Origin of the sequence: Leisingera sp. XS_AS12 (assembly GCF_041224635.1) — a bacterium.
In the GTDB taxonomy this organism is placed as follows: Bacteria; Pseudomonadota; Alphaproteobacteria; order Rhodobacterales; family Rhodobacteraceae; genus Leisingera.
Genome location: NZ_JBGFGM010000044.1, coordinates 17,245 through 32,538, shown reverse-complemented (window position 1 = coordinate 32,538; position 15,294 = coordinate 17,245). Strand labels below are relative to the sequence as shown.

Sequence of the window (15,294 nt, the reverse complement as noted above, 5' to 3'; positions counted from 1 at the left end):
CTCCGCCGCCAGCGCCCGCGCCGCCGCCGCGCCGTCCTCGGATTTCAGATCCAGAACGATGGATTTCTTGCCGCGGTTCACCGATTGGAACAGCAGACTCTCGCCGTCCCTGAAGGGGCCGATGTGGCGGTAGTCATCGCCTGCGGGCGGCTCGACCTTGATCACCTCCGCGCCCAGATCGGCCATCAGCGCCGTACAATAGGGCCCAGCCAGAACCCGGGAAAAGTCCAGGATCCGGACCCCCTCCAGCGGCCTGCGGCCTGCCGTTTTGCCATCTTCGAACATGCGCCCCCCATCAGTTGCTTGCTGGAGGATAGCGTCCAATTGGATATATTCAGAAATACGTGACGCGTATGAAGGGTATACAAAAATGAATATACCATTGAACTTCCGCCAGGTTGAAATCCTGTTGGCGGTTGCGGACACCGGCAGCACCGCCGCGGCGAGCCGTACGCTGAACACGTCCCAGCCCTCGGTTTCGCTGGCTATTGCGCGCTGCGAGGAAGTGTTTGGACAGAAGCTCTTTATCCGCATCCCAGGCCGCGGGATGGAGCTGACCCCGTTCGGTCAACACAAGCTTGCACAGCTGCGCGAACTGGAAAAACAAGCCCGCTGGGTGCTGAGCGGCGGCGAGAGCACGCCGGAATTCCTGAATCTGGGGGTGTTTTCAACGCTCGGCCCGCGCTATGCGCCGCAGTTGGTGCGCCGCTTTCTGGACGCCCGCCCTGACGCCGAAGTCCGCATTCTTGAAGGCGACCTGCAAACGCTGTTCGATTGGCTCAGCGAAGGCAGGATTGACATGGCGCTGCTGTACGATTTCGGCATTCCGTCGGATTTTGTCATCACGCCTCTGATGGCCGTGGAGCCCTACGCCCTGCTGCCGAAGGGGCACAGGTTAGCACAGCAACCCAGCGTTTGCTCCGAGGATCTGGTACAGGAGCCGGTCATCCTGATGAACCTGCCCCACAGTCGGGGCTATTTTCTGTCTCTGTTGCAGAATACAAGTGTTCCGGTGCGGGTGATGCACGAAACCGGTTCGATAGAAATGTTGCGGTCAATGGTGGCCAACGGGTTTGGTGTTGGATTGCTGGCAACCGACCTGCCAGACGGTCCGTGCTATGATGGCAGTCCAGTGATCCGGGTTCCACTCGACGGCCGCCCGCCGCTGCATCAGGTAGCCCTTGCTCATCGCGGCGCGGCGCTCAAGCGGCCCATCACCCAGGCTTTTACCGCCTTTGCCAAAGCCTATTTCAACCCGGCGACCTGAGCGCCAAGAGGTCGCAGCGTTAATCCGCGGCAGTATAAATTGCGTCTTTGTTTCTATCGCTAGCATTTCACGACTGGACCAATCGCGACATTCGAGCCGGGTGCAGCGATGGCTTCGCCGCAGGTGCAGCCGCCGACCACCTTCGAAGGTCAGCGGCGCGGGATAAAGTGAGCTTTCGCTGCACGTGCGCCAAGGTCAGCTTACCTCGCTGGCTATCGGATTCAGCCAATTTTCCGAAGCGTCTGAAGGTCGCAAATCGTTGCGTACCCCATTGACCTCTTGATACCGTGCAAAAGCGCAGCTCCATTCATCGCGAAACTGATTTCTATCAACCCAGCTTCGCCATAAGCATCTGGGACCTTGGCCTAGCTTCAGCATCGTCTTGACGTTGGCCCACAACGGCATCTGAGAGGCGAGCAACCGCTTGTAATTCGTCTGGCAGTGCTGAGTAGGTTGACTGCAGGATCGCAGTTATAGCGTCCGGCGGAACGCCCGCTTTCTTGGCTGACCTGAGACCCGACTTCCCTCCAGCCTTTGTGAGAATCCTTCGATGGATTGCTCTGAGCCAATTTGGAAACGCGGCCTTCAAGTGGCGCACGTCAGCCGTCCTGAATAAACTCGATGAGCCGACGAGCGGATGGGTTCGACAGATTCTTACGCCAGTTCAAAAGTATGGGCACTGTTGCTTCCAACCCTTGAACCGGGCGGGTGACTAGGCCACGCCGCATCATCGCTTCGGGCGTTTCGATAAAGAACCCGATACCGAAATCGACCGTGATCATCGCGCAGATGCTCTCGAAATCCTCAGCCCGGTATACCGGGTTCCGATCCAGGCCGAAGCGGACCAGAAAGGCTTCAACGAGGGGGTTGAAACTGATCCAGCTGTCCGGATTCCCGAGGATCAATGCACGTGCGGCAAGATCGGCCGGGCGCAGGTCGGGTTTGGACACAAGAGGGTCGTTCGAATTCAGAACGGCAACGATCCGGTGTTCGGACACAAGGCAGCTTTCAAAGATTGCACGACGTGTCGCCACGGATCCGAAGGCAAGGTCGATATTTCCCGCGGCTAAGTTATCGAGCTGAGCTGCCGAGGTTTGCAGGGCCAGTGTTAGGGTCACATCCGGGTGCTCGGATTGGAACTCGCGAAGGCGCCGGGGCAGATCCGAATTGATGGGCAACGAATTATAGGCAATCCGGACTTCACCATGATCCCCCATCGCGGTTTTCCTGGCAATCTCAAGCGCCCGATTGATGCGCCCGTCGACCCCTTCGATCTCCCTAAGGAGCGCTAATCCCGCGGAGGTCAGCGAGACACGCCGCGAACTTCTGTGGAACAGCGGGGTCCCCAACTGATCCTCCAGCCGCGCAACCAGACGGCTCAGGGTCGGCTGGCTAACGGCAAGCCGTTTGGCCGCCTTGGTAAAATTCAGGGTAGTGGCAACCCCGAGGAAGGCGCCGATTTCTCGGTATCTTTGTGCGGACTCCATCTATTCATAGATGCATCGCTAGTGGAAAAATGGAAAGTATTTTTTGTCTCGCTGCGTTGCTAAAAGCGTCGGAACAGGTTCAGTCAGGGAGGTGAACATGAGCGCACGGGATTTCTTCAAGGTGGTCGTGGGTATTGCCGGGAGCACGGTGATTGCTGGCTCCGCTTTTGCCGACGAGCTCACATTCTTCTCGCCGGTCAGCGAAAAGCGGCCAAGCTCGGCCTATATGCGCGACTTCGCAGCGAAGGCGGAGGAGCTGTCCGGAGGGGATGTTCAATTCCAGATGAACTACCCCGGCTCGCTTGGCATCGAGGTTTCCGATCTTCTGCGTCACCTCAAGCGCGGTTTCGTCGGGGCCGGCGGGGTATATGGCCCTTACTACAACCGCGACGCGCCGACTATTACCGCCGCCTATGTCGAGGGCGCGATCAGTAATTTTGCGGCCCATGAGGCGGCTGTGCCGGTCATTGAAGGGATCTATCAGCAGACCTTCGACAAATGGGGTATCGAATATGTCGGCTACGTGCAGCCGCCCTTGTTCGACGTCTCGCTGTTTTGCAAGGAACCGGTCAGTACTCTGGAAGGGCTGAAGGACAAGAAGCTGCGCGTCTGGACCGCCCACCAGCTGGAAACCTTTACCCGCCTCGGCATTTCCGCCCAGATCATTCCGCAGACCGAGATGTATGTGGCGCTGCAGACCGGTGTGATCGACTGCACCATTTACCTCGGCGAAGTTGCGCCGCTGATGTCGTTGGACGAAGTTGCGCCAAACGAAAGCTACATCTTCCCATTCGCCTCGATCCCGGTGGCGTTGGGGATCAGCTCCAGAAAGATGGCCGGGCTGGCCGATGGGGAGCGGAAGGCGATCCGCGATGCTGGGCAGTGGATTTCAGAGCATTCGTTGCGGGCCGAACTGGAGAAGGCCGGAGGCAAGGAAGAGGCTCGCAAGGCACGCGCAGAACAAGGGTTCACACAGCTCCCTGCATTCAGCGACGAAGACCTTGCCAAGATCGTGACCACGGCGCGCGAAGTGTGGCTTGAGATGGCCGAAAAGGCCGGGCCGGAATCGGTCGAGGCCTACAATCTGCTGACCAAGTAACTGTTCCGGAAGATCGGTGCGCGGTGCAAAGAACCGCGCATCCTCTGCCGTGTGCAACCTCCTGTCAGACGCACCCACGAAACACGGCAAAGGGCTTCTCCGAAAAGGGCGGCTGAGACAGTCAATTTACTTTTAATTTCACCAGGTTCCAAAACAGAGAAGATCACCCATGACTTACCTTGATACCGCACTGTTCTGGCTGGCCCGCATTCAGCTCTGGCTGGCGGCCTTGGCAGGGGTGACGCTCTCGCTGATGGTGTTTGCTGCATCGGTCATGCGCTACGCCCTAGGCAGTCCTTGGAATGCGACCGAAGAAGTGGTCGGCCTGCTGTTTTATGCGGCCGCTTTTCTCAGCCTGCCGGCTGCGGCTTGGGAAGGTCGCCATATCCGCATGGATTTCGTTGATGCAATCGGAGTCAAGTCGCTGCACGCGGTTCTGCGGGTGTTCGCCGCGCTGGCGCTGATCGGGATGCTTGCGGTCTTGGTCGCCATGGGGATCGAAAACGCCGAGTTCTCGCGGGAGATCAGTGCAAAGTCCGAAATAACACGGCTCGACCTCTACCCGTGGATGATGCTGGCGCCGGTCTGTCTGGCAACGATGCTGGCCATCGTCCTTCTCGGAGCGGTTTCCGGTAACGACCGCCGCCACCTTATCAATGTCAAAGACAGGGAGACCACGTGATGTGGGGAACACTGACAGGCAGCCTGCTGATGCTGGCGCTCTCGGGTACGTTGCTGGGCTGCGTGCTCGGCGGAACCGGGCTGCTTCTGCTGCACTTCTTTGCGGGTGGTGCCGCGGTCATGGCGGCCGAAACCCTTTGGAACGACTTTACCAAATACACCCTGTCATCAGTGCTGATATTCATTCTGGTTGGCGACCTCTTCTTTGCCAGCGGCCTTAGCAGGCGTAGCTACAGCGCACTGGCGCCGCTGTTCCAGCGCATCCCCGGCAAGCTGCTGCATACAAACGTGGCCGTCTGCATCCTGTTCGGAGCGGTCAGCGGCACCAGCACAGCGACTGCCGCAGCCGTTGGCGCGGCGGCGTATCCGGAGCTGCGAGGCCGCAATTATAACCGCCGGGCGGTGTTGGGGAGCCTCGCTGGCGCCGGCACGCTCGGACTGCTGATCCCGCCGAGCATCGCCCTGATCCTTTATGGTGCGATGCAGGAAGTTTCGATCGCCCGGCTGTTTCTCGCGGGCGTCGTACCGGGATTGCTGCTTGGCCTTGCCTTTATGGTCTTCATCGCAATTGTCTCGCTTTCGAATCTGGAAACAACACCACACGAAGGCCCCAAGCCCACGCTGGGCGAGATCCTGCGCAACCTCGTACAGATCTGGCCGCTGGTGGCGCTGATGGGGTCGATCCTCGGCCCGCTCTATGCCGGACTGGCCGCGCCGACCGAGGCCGCCGGGTTCGGTGTGGTATTTACGCTCGCGCTTGGCTTTACCGTCGGAACCTTGAACTGGAACCTTCTGGTCGAGACGGTGCTGAGCACGATGCTGAAATTCGGTGCGATCATTTTCGTGATCGCCGGAGCGGTGATCCTGAAGCAGGCGATCGGCATCCTCGGCATTCCCAGGCAGGCACTGGACTTCCTGTTCGGATTCAATCTCGGCAAATACGAAGCTCTGCTGGCGGTCGTGCTGTTCTACCTGATCTTGGGCTGCCTGTTTGACGGCATCTCGCTTCTGTTGCTGTCGACACCCTTTGTGGCTCCGCTGCTGGTCGGCTACGGGTTTGACCCGATTTGGATCGGCGTACTCATCACCGTTTTGATCGAGATCGGCATGATCACGCCGCCGGTTGGACCGAACCTGTTCGTACTGTCGTCTATCACCAAGGGTGAGGCCGGCATCGGAGAGATAGCACGCGCGACCATTCCGTACTGGCTGATCCTGATTGGCGGTGTGGCAATGCTGGCGCTGGTGCCGAGTCTGGCACTTTGGCTTCCTAAACTGGTCATGGGGTAACATAATGCGAATTGCTGTTTGCGGTTTTCAGCACGAAACCAACACTTTTCTCCCAGCCCTCACCGACCGGGCCGATTTCGAGCGGCAAAAGGATCTGCCGGGTCTGAAAGCCGGGGCTGATGTGCTTGAGCTTGCCGGGTCGGTATTGCCCATCGGCGGAGCCATTGCCACGCTGCAAGAGGCCGGGGTTGACATCGTTCCGCTTCTTTGGTGCTTTGCCACCCCGTCGGGGACAGTGGCGCGGAGCGCGTTTGAAAGCATCCTGGGCGACATCTGCGACAGGCTGCGGGCTGCCGGGCCGCTGGATGGCATCTTCGTCGAACTGCACGGTGCGATGGTGTCCGAGGATTTCGAAGACGGCGACGCCGAGGTGCTGCGCAGGATCCGGGAGATTGTCGGTCCAACAATCCCCATAGCCGTGTCGCTCGACCTTCATGCCAACGTCACGCAAGAGATGGTGGACCTTGGCGATTTTATGGATGCCTACCGTCGCTATCCGCATACCGATATGGCGGAAACCGGTGCCCGGGTGACCCAAAAACTGTTGGGTATGATCGACAGCGGGACACGGCCGGCCAAAGCGTTCCGCAAGCTGGATTTCCTGATCCCGCTGAACGGCGGCTGCACCGATGTGGAACCGGCTTCGACGCTGTACCGGACAGTTGTTCCCGACACGCTGGAGGTCCATCCGGGCGCTGTCGGCTGCGCCTTCGCCGCCGGTTTCCCGTTCTCGGACATTTATCAGGTCGGACCTGCGGCCTTCGCCTACGCCGAAACCGCCGAGATCGCCGCGGCCTGTGCGGATCAGCTAACCGCGTGGGCGTCGAGCAACGAACCGGGCTTCATGCCCGAGGTTCTGCAACCCGATAATGCGGTTGCACGCGCGCTGCGGGACGCAAGTGGCTCTGAGGGTCCGATCATTCTGGTGGACACCCAGGACAATCCCGGCGCCGGCGGTCCCGGCGATACGGTGGGCTTGCTCGAAGCTTTGGTGAATGCTGGCGCCGCGGGTGCTGTGTTCGCAACCCTGATCGATGCCGGGGCCGCCAATGTAGCCCACGAGCTCGGTATCGGACGTTCGGGCCGATTTCGGCTCGGGGGTGGTTCGCTGCCGGGCGCCAGACCGTTTGAGACCGACGCATGTGTCATTGCACTGGCCGACGGGCCGTTCATGGCCACCGGACCGATGTTTCGCGGGCTCCAGTTCAATTTCGGCCGGATGGCCGTGATCGAAACACCGGAGCGCGTTCGGATCGTGCTGGGCTCGCACGCGGCCCAAACCGCCGATCAGTCCGTTCTGCGGCATGTGGGTCTCGAACCCAAAAATCTGGGGGTGCTGGTGATCAAAAGTTCGACTCATTTCCGCGCGGACTTCTCACCAATCGCATCTCGCATCGATCTTGTTGACGCGCCTGGCATCGCGCCGGTCGACCCGTCCCGATTGCAATTTCGCAAAGCCCGTCCGGACTTGCGCCTGTCACCGGAAAGCACTCGCAAATTAGGTCAAGTTGATGGCCTAGACGCCCCTGTAAACGGCAAAATAGTGTGCCAGAGTGATAAGCGTTGAAGCCTTAACAGCAGGAGAGGGGGTGCCAAGTTTCCGGACTTGGCTTGAAATTTGGGGTGGATGGCGTTCAGCCATATCCGCCCCACAGGTCGAATGCTTCAGCTTTGGTGAGGCGGTAGGAGAGCTTGGAAAGGCGAAAGCTGCGGGGGCGGCAGATCGTGCTGATCTGGTCGTGGGCAGTGGGCAAGCTTGGTGCCTAGATCGGAGGCTTTAATCGGCATATGACCTTTTTCCGCTTCCGTGTTGTCCATGTACCCCTTCGCGTCGGTTGTCGAGGCCTTTGTGCTCTCAACGGCGTTGTTGCAGAGCTCTGAACGCTATGAAGCCGCGCTACAAATTTATGCGGTTAAAAGGGGCAAATGGAAAGGTTCGCATATCCCTGCCGCCGCAGGGCGAATTGGTTCTGTTACAACGTTGCGCTCAGGAAGCGCAGTTCGTTCCCGACCCGGATACTTAAAATGATGACCTGGCTCGCACCGCACAAAGGGCGGGCCGGGCGTCCTTGGTCTTCTTGAAAGCGGCGATCCAGTTCTGCCTGTCGATCATGGTTCTGTTTAAGCGGCTCCTCCGGCAGACCACCGGGATCGCCGCCAATCTTTCGCAATTGGACAGGTTGGGTTAGATCCCCTGAGGTTGCGCCGATGGGCCGGTGAACCTGCTCGTGGCCGACACCGGGATCAAGTTCCTTGCCGATAGCCACTGGCAGGTCCGCAAGCATGGCGTTCAGGGGCGGCGTCGATGGCGCCAGGTGCGTCTTGCGATGAATGTTGGCACGTCCGATATTCGTGCTGTTAAATTCATCCCCAGCCGAGACGGTGACAGTCCGGTCCCGCCGGACCGGCTCGATCAGATTCCGAACGACGCAGTTACCAGCCGTGTGACCGCAGATGGAGCTTATGACACTCGCCGTTGCCCCTTGCCATCATCGGGCGTGGCTCCGTCCTGATTATCCCACGGGCAAGAACGGCCGACCGTACAAAATAGCTGCCCGATTGCGCAGATCTGAAACAAAACCTTGCGCGCCAACCGGTACTACAACCGGGCCTCCTGAGAATGCTGGACAGCGTACTATCCCCGGAGCCCGATTGAGGTCAAGATGCGCTGTTTGGAGGCATTCGGAGAACGCATCGCAGCTAAAAACCCTAGCCGCCAGGCCACCGAAATCCACATCCGCATCGCCTAAGCTCTGAGTGAGCAAGGGTAATCGGGCTTTGAGAAGGGAGTTCTGCAAGAATGTCTCTTTGATCAACGGGTGCATAATTATTTTTTATTCGATAAAAAATTATTGACAAATAATTTGATCAAAACGCAAGCTTTCCGATGAGCGTTGGATCCCAGTCCCGTGTTCTGGCCAAGGAACGTACTGGTTTCAAAACGTGCGCAATAAAGTCAGTTCCGTGCCGTTCCGGTCGCAGGGCGGCAGAGAGACCAGCGAGGGACCGTAGGCATGATCGAGATCGCGAACGTCAGCAAAGTATTCGGGGAAGGGCAGGCGGGTTTCACGGCGTTGGACGATGTTTCCGTAACGATCCAGCCGAACGAGTTCTTCACTCTGCTGGGCCCTTCGGGCTGCGGCAAGACCACGCTGCTGCGCACCATTGCCGGTTTCCATGACCCGACCAGCGGCAGCCTGCTGCTGGATGGCGAGGATTTGCTGCCGAAGCCGCCGCATCAGCGCCCGGTCAACACGGTGTTTCAGAACTACGCGCTGTTTCCGCATATGACGGTGGCCGAGAACATCGCCTTTGGCCTGGAAATGCTGAAGCGGTCCCGGGCCGAGATCAGATCCACCGTCGGGGAAATGCTGGAGCTGGTGCAGATGACTCCGATGGCGGACCGCAAGACCGGGCAGATCTCCGGCGGGCAGCAGCAGCGGGTGGCGCTGGCGCGGGCCCTGGCGCCGCGGCCGCGGGTGCTGCTGCTGGACGAGCCGCTGTCGGCGCTGGATTTCAAGCTGCGCAAGGACATGCAACTGGAGCTGAAGCGGCTGCAGCATGAAACCGGCATCACCTTTGTCTTTGTCACCCACGATCAGGAGGAGGCGCTGGCGATGTCGGACCGTATCGCGGTGATGAACGCGGGCACCATCCGCCAGATCGGCAGTCCGCGGGAGATCTACGACCAGCCGGCCGAACGCTTTGTGGCGGATTTCATCGGCGACACCAATTTCCTGCAGGCGGATCTGCTGTCGGCAAAGGGCGGTGCCGCCAGTATCCGGCTGGGGTCCGGCGCCGAAATCACCGCGCGGGCTGCGCCGGGGTCGGGCGGCGCGGGCGGCCGGGTCACCCTGGCGGTGCGGCCGGAACACGCGGTGATCAACGGGGCGGACAGCGGCCTGCTGCCCGGATCGCTGCGCCAGGTGGTCTATTTCGGCACCGGCACCCAGTATCATGTCGACCTCGACTGCGGCGGCAGCTTTGTGGTGCGGGAACAGAACCAGCCGGGGCGGGAACAGCCGTGCCAGGCCGGCGACCGCGTCGGCATCGCCTTTGCCCCCGGCTGCGGCCAGGTTCTGAGGGACTGACGCGATGGCCAGTCTTTCCGCCGCACGCAGACGCCGGGGCCAGCGCGGCCGCTGGCTGCTGCTGAGCCCCGCGCTGATCCTTCTGACCCTTGCCGCCAGCGGCCCGCTGATCGTGGTGGTGCTGTATTCCTTTCTCACGCCCGGAGATTACGGCGGGGTGGAGTGGCAGTTCACGCTGCAGTCCTGGTTTAACGTGGTCGCTGAACGGGACTTCTTCACCGAGGAGCTGAAGCTGGCCGATGCCCATCTGGCCGTGTTGTGGCGGTCGGTCAAGCTGTCGCTGCTGACCGCGCTGCTGTGCATGCTGCTGGGGGTGCCGACGGCCTATTTCATCGCCACCCGGCCGCCGCATCAGCGCGACATGTGGATGCTGCTGATCATGATTCCGTTCTGGACCAACCTGCTGATCCGCACCTTTGCCATCATGGAGCTGATCCGCAACCAGGGCACGGTGAACACGCTGCTGATGGCCCTGGGCGTGATCGACGAGCCGGTGCAGATGCTGTTCACCGAGTTCTCGCTGCTCTTGGGGATGACCTATGTCTATCTGCCGCTGATGATCCTGCCGGTCTATGCCTCGATGGAGCGGCTGGACTTCAGCCTGGTGGAGGCCGGCTACGACCTTTACGGCTCGCGCTTGCAGGTGTTGCGGCGGGTGATCCTGCCGCTGGTGAAGCCGGGTGTGGTCGCGGGCTCGATCCTGGTTTTCGTACCCTGCCTCGGGGCCTATGTGATCCCGCGGGTGCTGGGCGGCGGCAAGCAGCTGATGCTGGGCAACCTGATCGAGCTGCAATTTGGCCAGCTGCGCAACTGGCCCTTGGGCGCGGCCTTGTCGCTGACGCTGCTGGCGGTGGTGATGGTGGCGCTGGTTTTCTACGTGCGTGCAACCGGAGCGGAGGACGAGACTCATGGCTAAGGGGTTTGATGTGCGCCGCCAGCCCGGCTTCAACAGCATCGCGATCCTGTGTTTCGTGCTGCTGTATCTGCCGATACTGCTGCTGGTGGCCTATTCTTTCAATGCGGGCAGTTCGATCGCGATCTGGGAAGGGTTTTCCTGGCGCTGGTATGCTTCCGCCTGGGAGAACGAGCGGGTGCAGGAGGCGACGCTGCGGTCGCTGGGGCTTGCGGCAGCTGCCTCGGCGGTCGCCACCTCAGCGGCGGTGCTGGCGGCGCTCGCCACCACCCGCGGCAAACCCTGGCGCGGCCGGTCGCTGGTGTTTGCGCTGGTCAATCAGCCGCTGATGGTGCCCGAGATTGTCACCGCAGTCTCGCTGCTGATTGTCTTTGCCGCGGTCAAACAGGCCACCGGCTATACCGGCATGGGCTATCTGATCCTCGCGCATTCGGCCTTCTGCATTCCCTTTGCCTTCATGCCGGTGCGGGCGCGGCTGCAGGGGATGGACCTCAGCCTGGAACAGGCGGGCTCGGATCTTTACGGCACGCCGCTGCAGGTGTTCCGCCGGGTGACGCTGCCGCAGCTGTGGCCGGGGATCTTGGCCGGGGCCATGCTGGCCTTCGTGATTTCGCTGGATGACGTGGTGATTACCGAATTCGTGAAATCGGCCGGACAGGACACCCTGCCCACCTACATGCTGGGCCAGCTGCGTCGGGTGATCACCCCCGAGATCAACGCGATTTCCAGCGCGCTGCTGGCGGTCTCGGTGCTGATGGTGACTGCATTCTTCTTTCTAAGCCGGACCCGTAAGTGACCGGCCGCGCGGCATAACACTGCAAACCCAACAGGAGGGAACAAGAATGAGAAAAATTTTGGCAGCGGCAGCGCTGGCCGCGGTTCCGGGCGGGGCCTGGGCCGAGGGCAAACTCAACATTTACAACTGGGGGAATTACACCAGTCCAGAGCTGATCGACAAGTTCGAGCAGGAGCATGGCGTCGATGTCACCCTGACCGACTATGACAGCAATGACACCGCGCTGGCCAAGATCAAGGCAGGCGGCCACGGCTTCGACATCGTTGTACCCTCGGGCACCTATGTGCCGATCTTCATCGAGGAAGGACTGCTAATGCAGTCCAATCCCAATGAAATGGAGAACTTCCAGCACATGGATCCGCGCTGGGTCGATGTGGAGTTCGATCCCGGCCGCGCCTATACGGTGCCGTGGCTGTGGGGCACTGTGGGCGTGACGGTGAACACCGGGGTTTACGGCGGTGACGTGAACAGCGCCGGGCTGATCTTTGACCCGCCGGAAGAGCTGAAGGGCAAGATCAACGTGGTGCCCGAGATGCTCGACGTGATGGGCATGGCGATCCACTACAAGGGCGGCGAGCAATGCACCACCGACAAGGAAGTGCTGGTGCAGGTGCGCGACAAGCTGGTCGAGGCCAAGGAGCACTGGCTGTCGATGGCTTACGGCAATATCGAGCAGTATGCCAAGGGCGACCTCGCGGCCGGGGTGAACTGGAACGGCGCCTCGTTCAGGGCACGGCTGCAGAATGAGGAGGTGGCGTTCGGCTACCCGCAGACAGGCTTCTCGATCTGGATGGACAACGCCGCGGTGCTGGCGGATGCGCAGAACGTGGAAAATGCCAAGCTGTTCCTGAATTTCATCATGGAGCCGGAAAACGCTGCGATGCTGTCGAACTTTGCCCGCTATGCCAACGGCATTGCCGGGTCCGAACCGCATATGGACGAGGTGATGGCGTCAGCGCCCGAGGTGGTGATCCCCGAGGCGCTGATGAATGCGGGCTATGTCGCCAAGGCCTGCCCGCCGGAGGTTCAGCGGATCTACTCGAAGATCTGGACCGAAGTGAAGAAGTAACGTGACCCGCCGCGGCCCGCCCGTCTGGCGCGGCCGCGGCGTATTCCCGACGGAGCATTTGATGACCCTGCCCCCTGAAACAATAATCCTGAACGGCCGCCTGATCACCTTTGACAGCGCCTGCCCGCGGGCCGAGGCGCTCGCCATCGCAGACGGGCGGATCGCCGCGGTCGGCAGCACCGCCGAAATTCGCGCTTTGGTCGGCCCCGGCAGCCGCGTAATCGACGCCGGCGGCGCTACCGTCCTGCCGGGCTTCATCGACAGCCACGTGCATCTGTTCGGCGGCTCGGTCGAACTTGGCTGTCTGGACCTCACCGGGGTGCAGGGGGAGGCAGCATTGACCGCCAAGGTGCGCGAATGGGCGGCCCGCCACCCGCAGGACCGGCTGGTCTTCGCGGTGCAGGCCGATTATGCGATCCTCGGGCCGGGCCTCAGGACCACGCGGCAGGCGCTTGACCGGGTGCTGCCGGAGCGTCCCTTTGCGATGTTTGCGCCGGATCACCACACCATCTGGGCCAACACAGAGGCGCTGGAGGCCGCGGGGCTTTTACGCGGCGGCGCGGTGGAAGCTGGCGCCCAGATCGTGATGAGCGCAGACGGGCTGGCCACCGGCGAGCTGCAGGAGCCCTCGGCCTATGCGCCGGTGCTGCGCATGACCCGCCACGCGGGCCGAGACATGATGGGGCTGGTGACCGGCGCCGACCCGCAGCCGCCCGCTACCGCAGCGGAGCGGGCATTGGACAAGGCGGCGCTGGAGCAGGGGCTGAAACATTGCGCCAGCCACGGCATCACCGGGCTGCATAACATGGACGGCAATTTCTATCAGCTGGAACTGCTGGCCGAGATGGAAGCCGAGGGCACATTGCTGTGCCGCACCGAGGTGCCGTTTCACTATAAAAGTCCGGATCCGTTGGATCGATTTGCCGAAGCGGAGGAGATGCGGCGGCGCTTCAATAGCGACATGGTGTGGTGCAACCGGGTCAAGATGTTCATGGACGGGGTGGTCGAAAGCGGCACTGCACTGATGCTGCAGCCCTATCCCGGTACCGATCACATCGGCGATGCGGTTTTCGAGCCGGAGCATTTCAACGCTGCTTGTATCCGCGCCGACGCAATGGGGTTGCAGATCGCCACTCACGCGATCGGCGACCTCGCCGTGCGGCGGACGCTGGACGGTTATGCGGCGGCCCGCGCTGCGAATGGCGCACGGGACAGCCGCCACCGGATCGAGCATATCGAGGTGCTGCACGCGGATGATCTGCCCCGGTTCAAGGAGTTGGGAGTGCTGGCGTCGATTCAGCCTGGCCACGCGCCCTTTGGCGGCTATTTCCCGCCCGGCGGTGTTGGGGCGATGCTGCACCGGCAGCAGATCTCCCTAGCCTATGCGTACCAGAAAATTCGAGAGAGCGGCGCCCGGGTAATCTTCTCCACCGACTGGCCGGTGATCCCGGTAGACGTTATGCGCTCGGTCAAGGCGGCGGTGGCGCCGCTGGAACTGGAAGCCCCTTGGTGCAGCCAGGCGCAGAGCCTGATGGATACCTTGGAAAGCTATACCGCGGGCAACGCTTGGGCAGAGTTTAACGAGCGCCGGAAGGGGCAGCTGAAACCGGGCATGATGGCGGATGTGGTGGTGATGTCACACGATCTGGAAGCGATGGAACCGGAGACGCTAGATCAGGCCCGCACTGCGGCGACGCTGTGCGGCGGCCGAATTACTTGGGAGGCGTAAACTGACTGGGGGCGCTTCCGTCCAGGAGCAACCCCAACAGTTCATGGACATCCTGTCGGACAAGAGCGTGGAAGCTGTCCACGCTCTGCCCGTCATCGCGGATGAAGGCAATGAATCGGGCTAGCCAGTTGTTGTAGAGCGTCCGGGCCAGCACCTCGGCTGTGCCTGTTTGTTTAAACCGCGGCGGTAGAGCCTCGGCGAGAAATGCTTGCAGCAGGGCGGTATTGTGTGCGTCTATTTTCTGGTAGGCTTGTACGAATTCCGATTGCGGATGGCTGATATTTGTCGCCTCTGCATACCGCCAAGCCTGCTTGGACAAGATCCGGTGCGAGATCCCGGAAAAAACCTGCAGAATACTGACGACGCCGCTGGGCACATCGCCATGCCATGTCGCGCGTTTGTGTTCCACCCGTTCGCGGGCGGCGTCATGCGCTTTCATGATAACTGCCAGCAGAAGCTCGACCTTGGTGCCGAAATAGTTAAAGACGGTTGGGGTGGAGACGCCGACACGGGCCGCAACCTCGGACATCAGGGTATCATCGATCCCCTTACAAAGGAACAATTCTTCCGCAGCAGACAGGATTGCTGCGCGCCGCTGCGCCTGATTAAGAGCCCTCAGGCTTAGCTTGGATTGGCTGGTACTGGTCAATGCTTGCAAACACTTTGGGGGTTCATAGGGACGACTGGAGCCCGCAACTTATTGCCTGAAAGCTGCGCGAGCAAGCCAGCCTGGACGGATAGGCTGGGGGTAGGGCGGTTGTGCCCACCTCGGTTTCAGCCGCCTGCGTGCGAGCCTACTACCGGAGGCAAGCACTTTGCTGATTTCCGCATGCAGGCAGGAAAACTGTGTCCGGTAAGAAACTTGCGTCCGG

General features: G+C 61.0%; 13 protein-coding genes and 1 pseudogene. 11 read left to right on the top strand and 3 right to left on the bottom strand.

The window, feature by feature from the left end; all coding sequences use genetic code 11:
- Window positions 1-285, bottom strand: a 285-nt coding sequence (locus AB9K35_RS01100) for a CoA transferase (protein ID WP_369924065.1), incomplete at its 3' end; no start/stop codon positions are given.
- 85 nt (window positions 286-370) lie between these two features.
- Between AB9K35_RS01100 and AB9K35_RS01095 the strand changes: the two genes are divergently transcribed.
- Window positions 371-1,267: a LysR family transcriptional regulator gene (locus tag AB9K35_RS01095; RefSeq protein WP_369924068.1), complete on the top strand. Its 897-nt coding sequence runs from the start codon at window positions 371-373 to the stop codon at window positions 1,265-1,267.
- A gap of 599 nt (window positions 1,268-1,866) precedes the next feature.
- Here the strand turns inward: AB9K35_RS01095 and AB9K35_RS01090 are convergent.
- Complete coding sequence (locus AB9K35_RS01090; protein WP_369924064.1) at window positions 1,867-2,754, bottom strand: LysR family transcriptional regulator; 888 nt, start codon at window positions 2,752-2,754, stop codon at window positions 1,867-1,869.
- Window positions 2,755-2,851: 97 nt separating this feature from the next.
- On the opposite strand from AB9K35_RS01090, the gene dctP reads away from it, so the two are divergent.
- The 10 genes and pseudogenes from dctP (at window position 2,852) to AB9K35_RS01040 (ending at window position 14,422) form a co-directional block, all read left to right on the top strand.
- On the top strand, window positions 2,852-3,853 hold the full coding sequence (gene dctP, locus AB9K35_RS01085) for a TRAP transporter substrate-binding protein DctP (RefSeq protein ID WP_369924063.1): 1,002 nt from the start codon (window positions 2,852-2,854) through the stop codon (window positions 3,851-3,853).
- A 169-nt stretch (window positions 3,854-4,022) separates the two neighbouring features.
- Window positions 4,023-4,535, top strand: coding sequence for a TRAP transporter small permease (locus tag AB9K35_RS01080; protein WP_369924061.1), 513 nt, complete (start codon window positions 4,023-4,025; stop codon window positions 4,533-4,535).
- A gap of 29 nt (window positions 4,536-4,564) precedes the next feature.
- Window positions 4,565-5,824: a TRAP transporter large permease gene (locus tag AB9K35_RS01075; RefSeq protein ID WP_369924060.1), complete on the top strand. Its 1,260-nt coding sequence runs from the start codon at window positions 4,565-4,567 to the stop codon at window positions 5,822-5,824.
- Between the two features lie 4 nt (window positions 5,825-5,828).
- The gene (locus AB9K35_RS01070; RefSeq protein WP_369924058.1) at window positions 5,829-7,391 is read left to right on the top strand and encodes a M81 family metallopeptidase; all 1,563 of its coding nucleotides are present in this window, start codon (window positions 5,829-5,831) and stop codon (window positions 7,389-7,391) included.
- Window positions 7,392-7,750: 359 nt separating this feature from the next.
- Window positions 7,751-8,574, top strand: a pseudogene (locus tag AB9K35_RS01065) (transposase).
- Window positions 8,575-8,838: 264 nt separating this feature from the next.
- The gene (locus AB9K35_RS01060; RefSeq protein WP_369924056.1) at window positions 8,839-9,915 is read left to right on the top strand and encodes an ABC transporter ATP-binding protein; all 1,077 of its coding nucleotides are present in this window, start codon (window positions 8,839-8,841) and stop codon (window positions 9,913-9,915) included.
- 4 nt (window positions 9,916-9,919) lie between these two features.
- Entirely contained in the window at window positions 9,920-10,831 is a 912-nt protein-coding gene (locus AB9K35_RS01055; RefSeq protein ID WP_369924054.1) for an ABC transporter permease, read from the top strand.
- Window positions 10,824-11,624, top strand: coding sequence for an ABC transporter permease (locus AB9K35_RS01050; protein ID WP_369924053.1), 801 nt, complete (start codon window positions 10,824-10,826; stop codon window positions 11,622-11,624). The genes AB9K35_RS01055 and AB9K35_RS01050 overlap by 8 nt, the downstream gene beginning before the upstream one ends.
- A 46-nt stretch (window positions 11,625-11,670) precedes the next feature.
- Window positions 11,671-12,693: an extracellular solute-binding protein gene (locus AB9K35_RS01045; protein WP_369924051.1), complete on the top strand. Its 1,023-nt coding sequence runs from the start codon at window positions 11,671-11,673 to the stop codon at window positions 12,691-12,693.
- A 61-nt stretch (window positions 12,694-12,754) separates the two neighbouring features.
- Window positions 12,755-14,422 carry an amidohydrolase gene (locus AB9K35_RS01040; RefSeq protein ID WP_369924050.1) on the top strand — a complete coding sequence of 556 codons (1,668 nt, stop codon included), beginning with the start codon at window positions 12,755-12,757 and terminating at the stop codon, window positions 14,420-14,422.
- On the opposite strand, the gene AB9K35_RS01035 is transcribed toward AB9K35_RS01040, so the two are convergent.
- On the bottom strand, window positions 14,406-15,071 hold the full coding sequence (locus tag AB9K35_RS01035) for a TetR/AcrR family transcriptional regulator (protein ID WP_369924049.1): 666 nt from the start codon (window positions 15,069-15,071) through the stop codon (window positions 14,406-14,408). The genes AB9K35_RS01040 and AB9K35_RS01035 overlap by 17 nt on opposite strands.
- Between the last annotated feature and the right edge of the window lie 223 nt (window positions 15,072-15,294).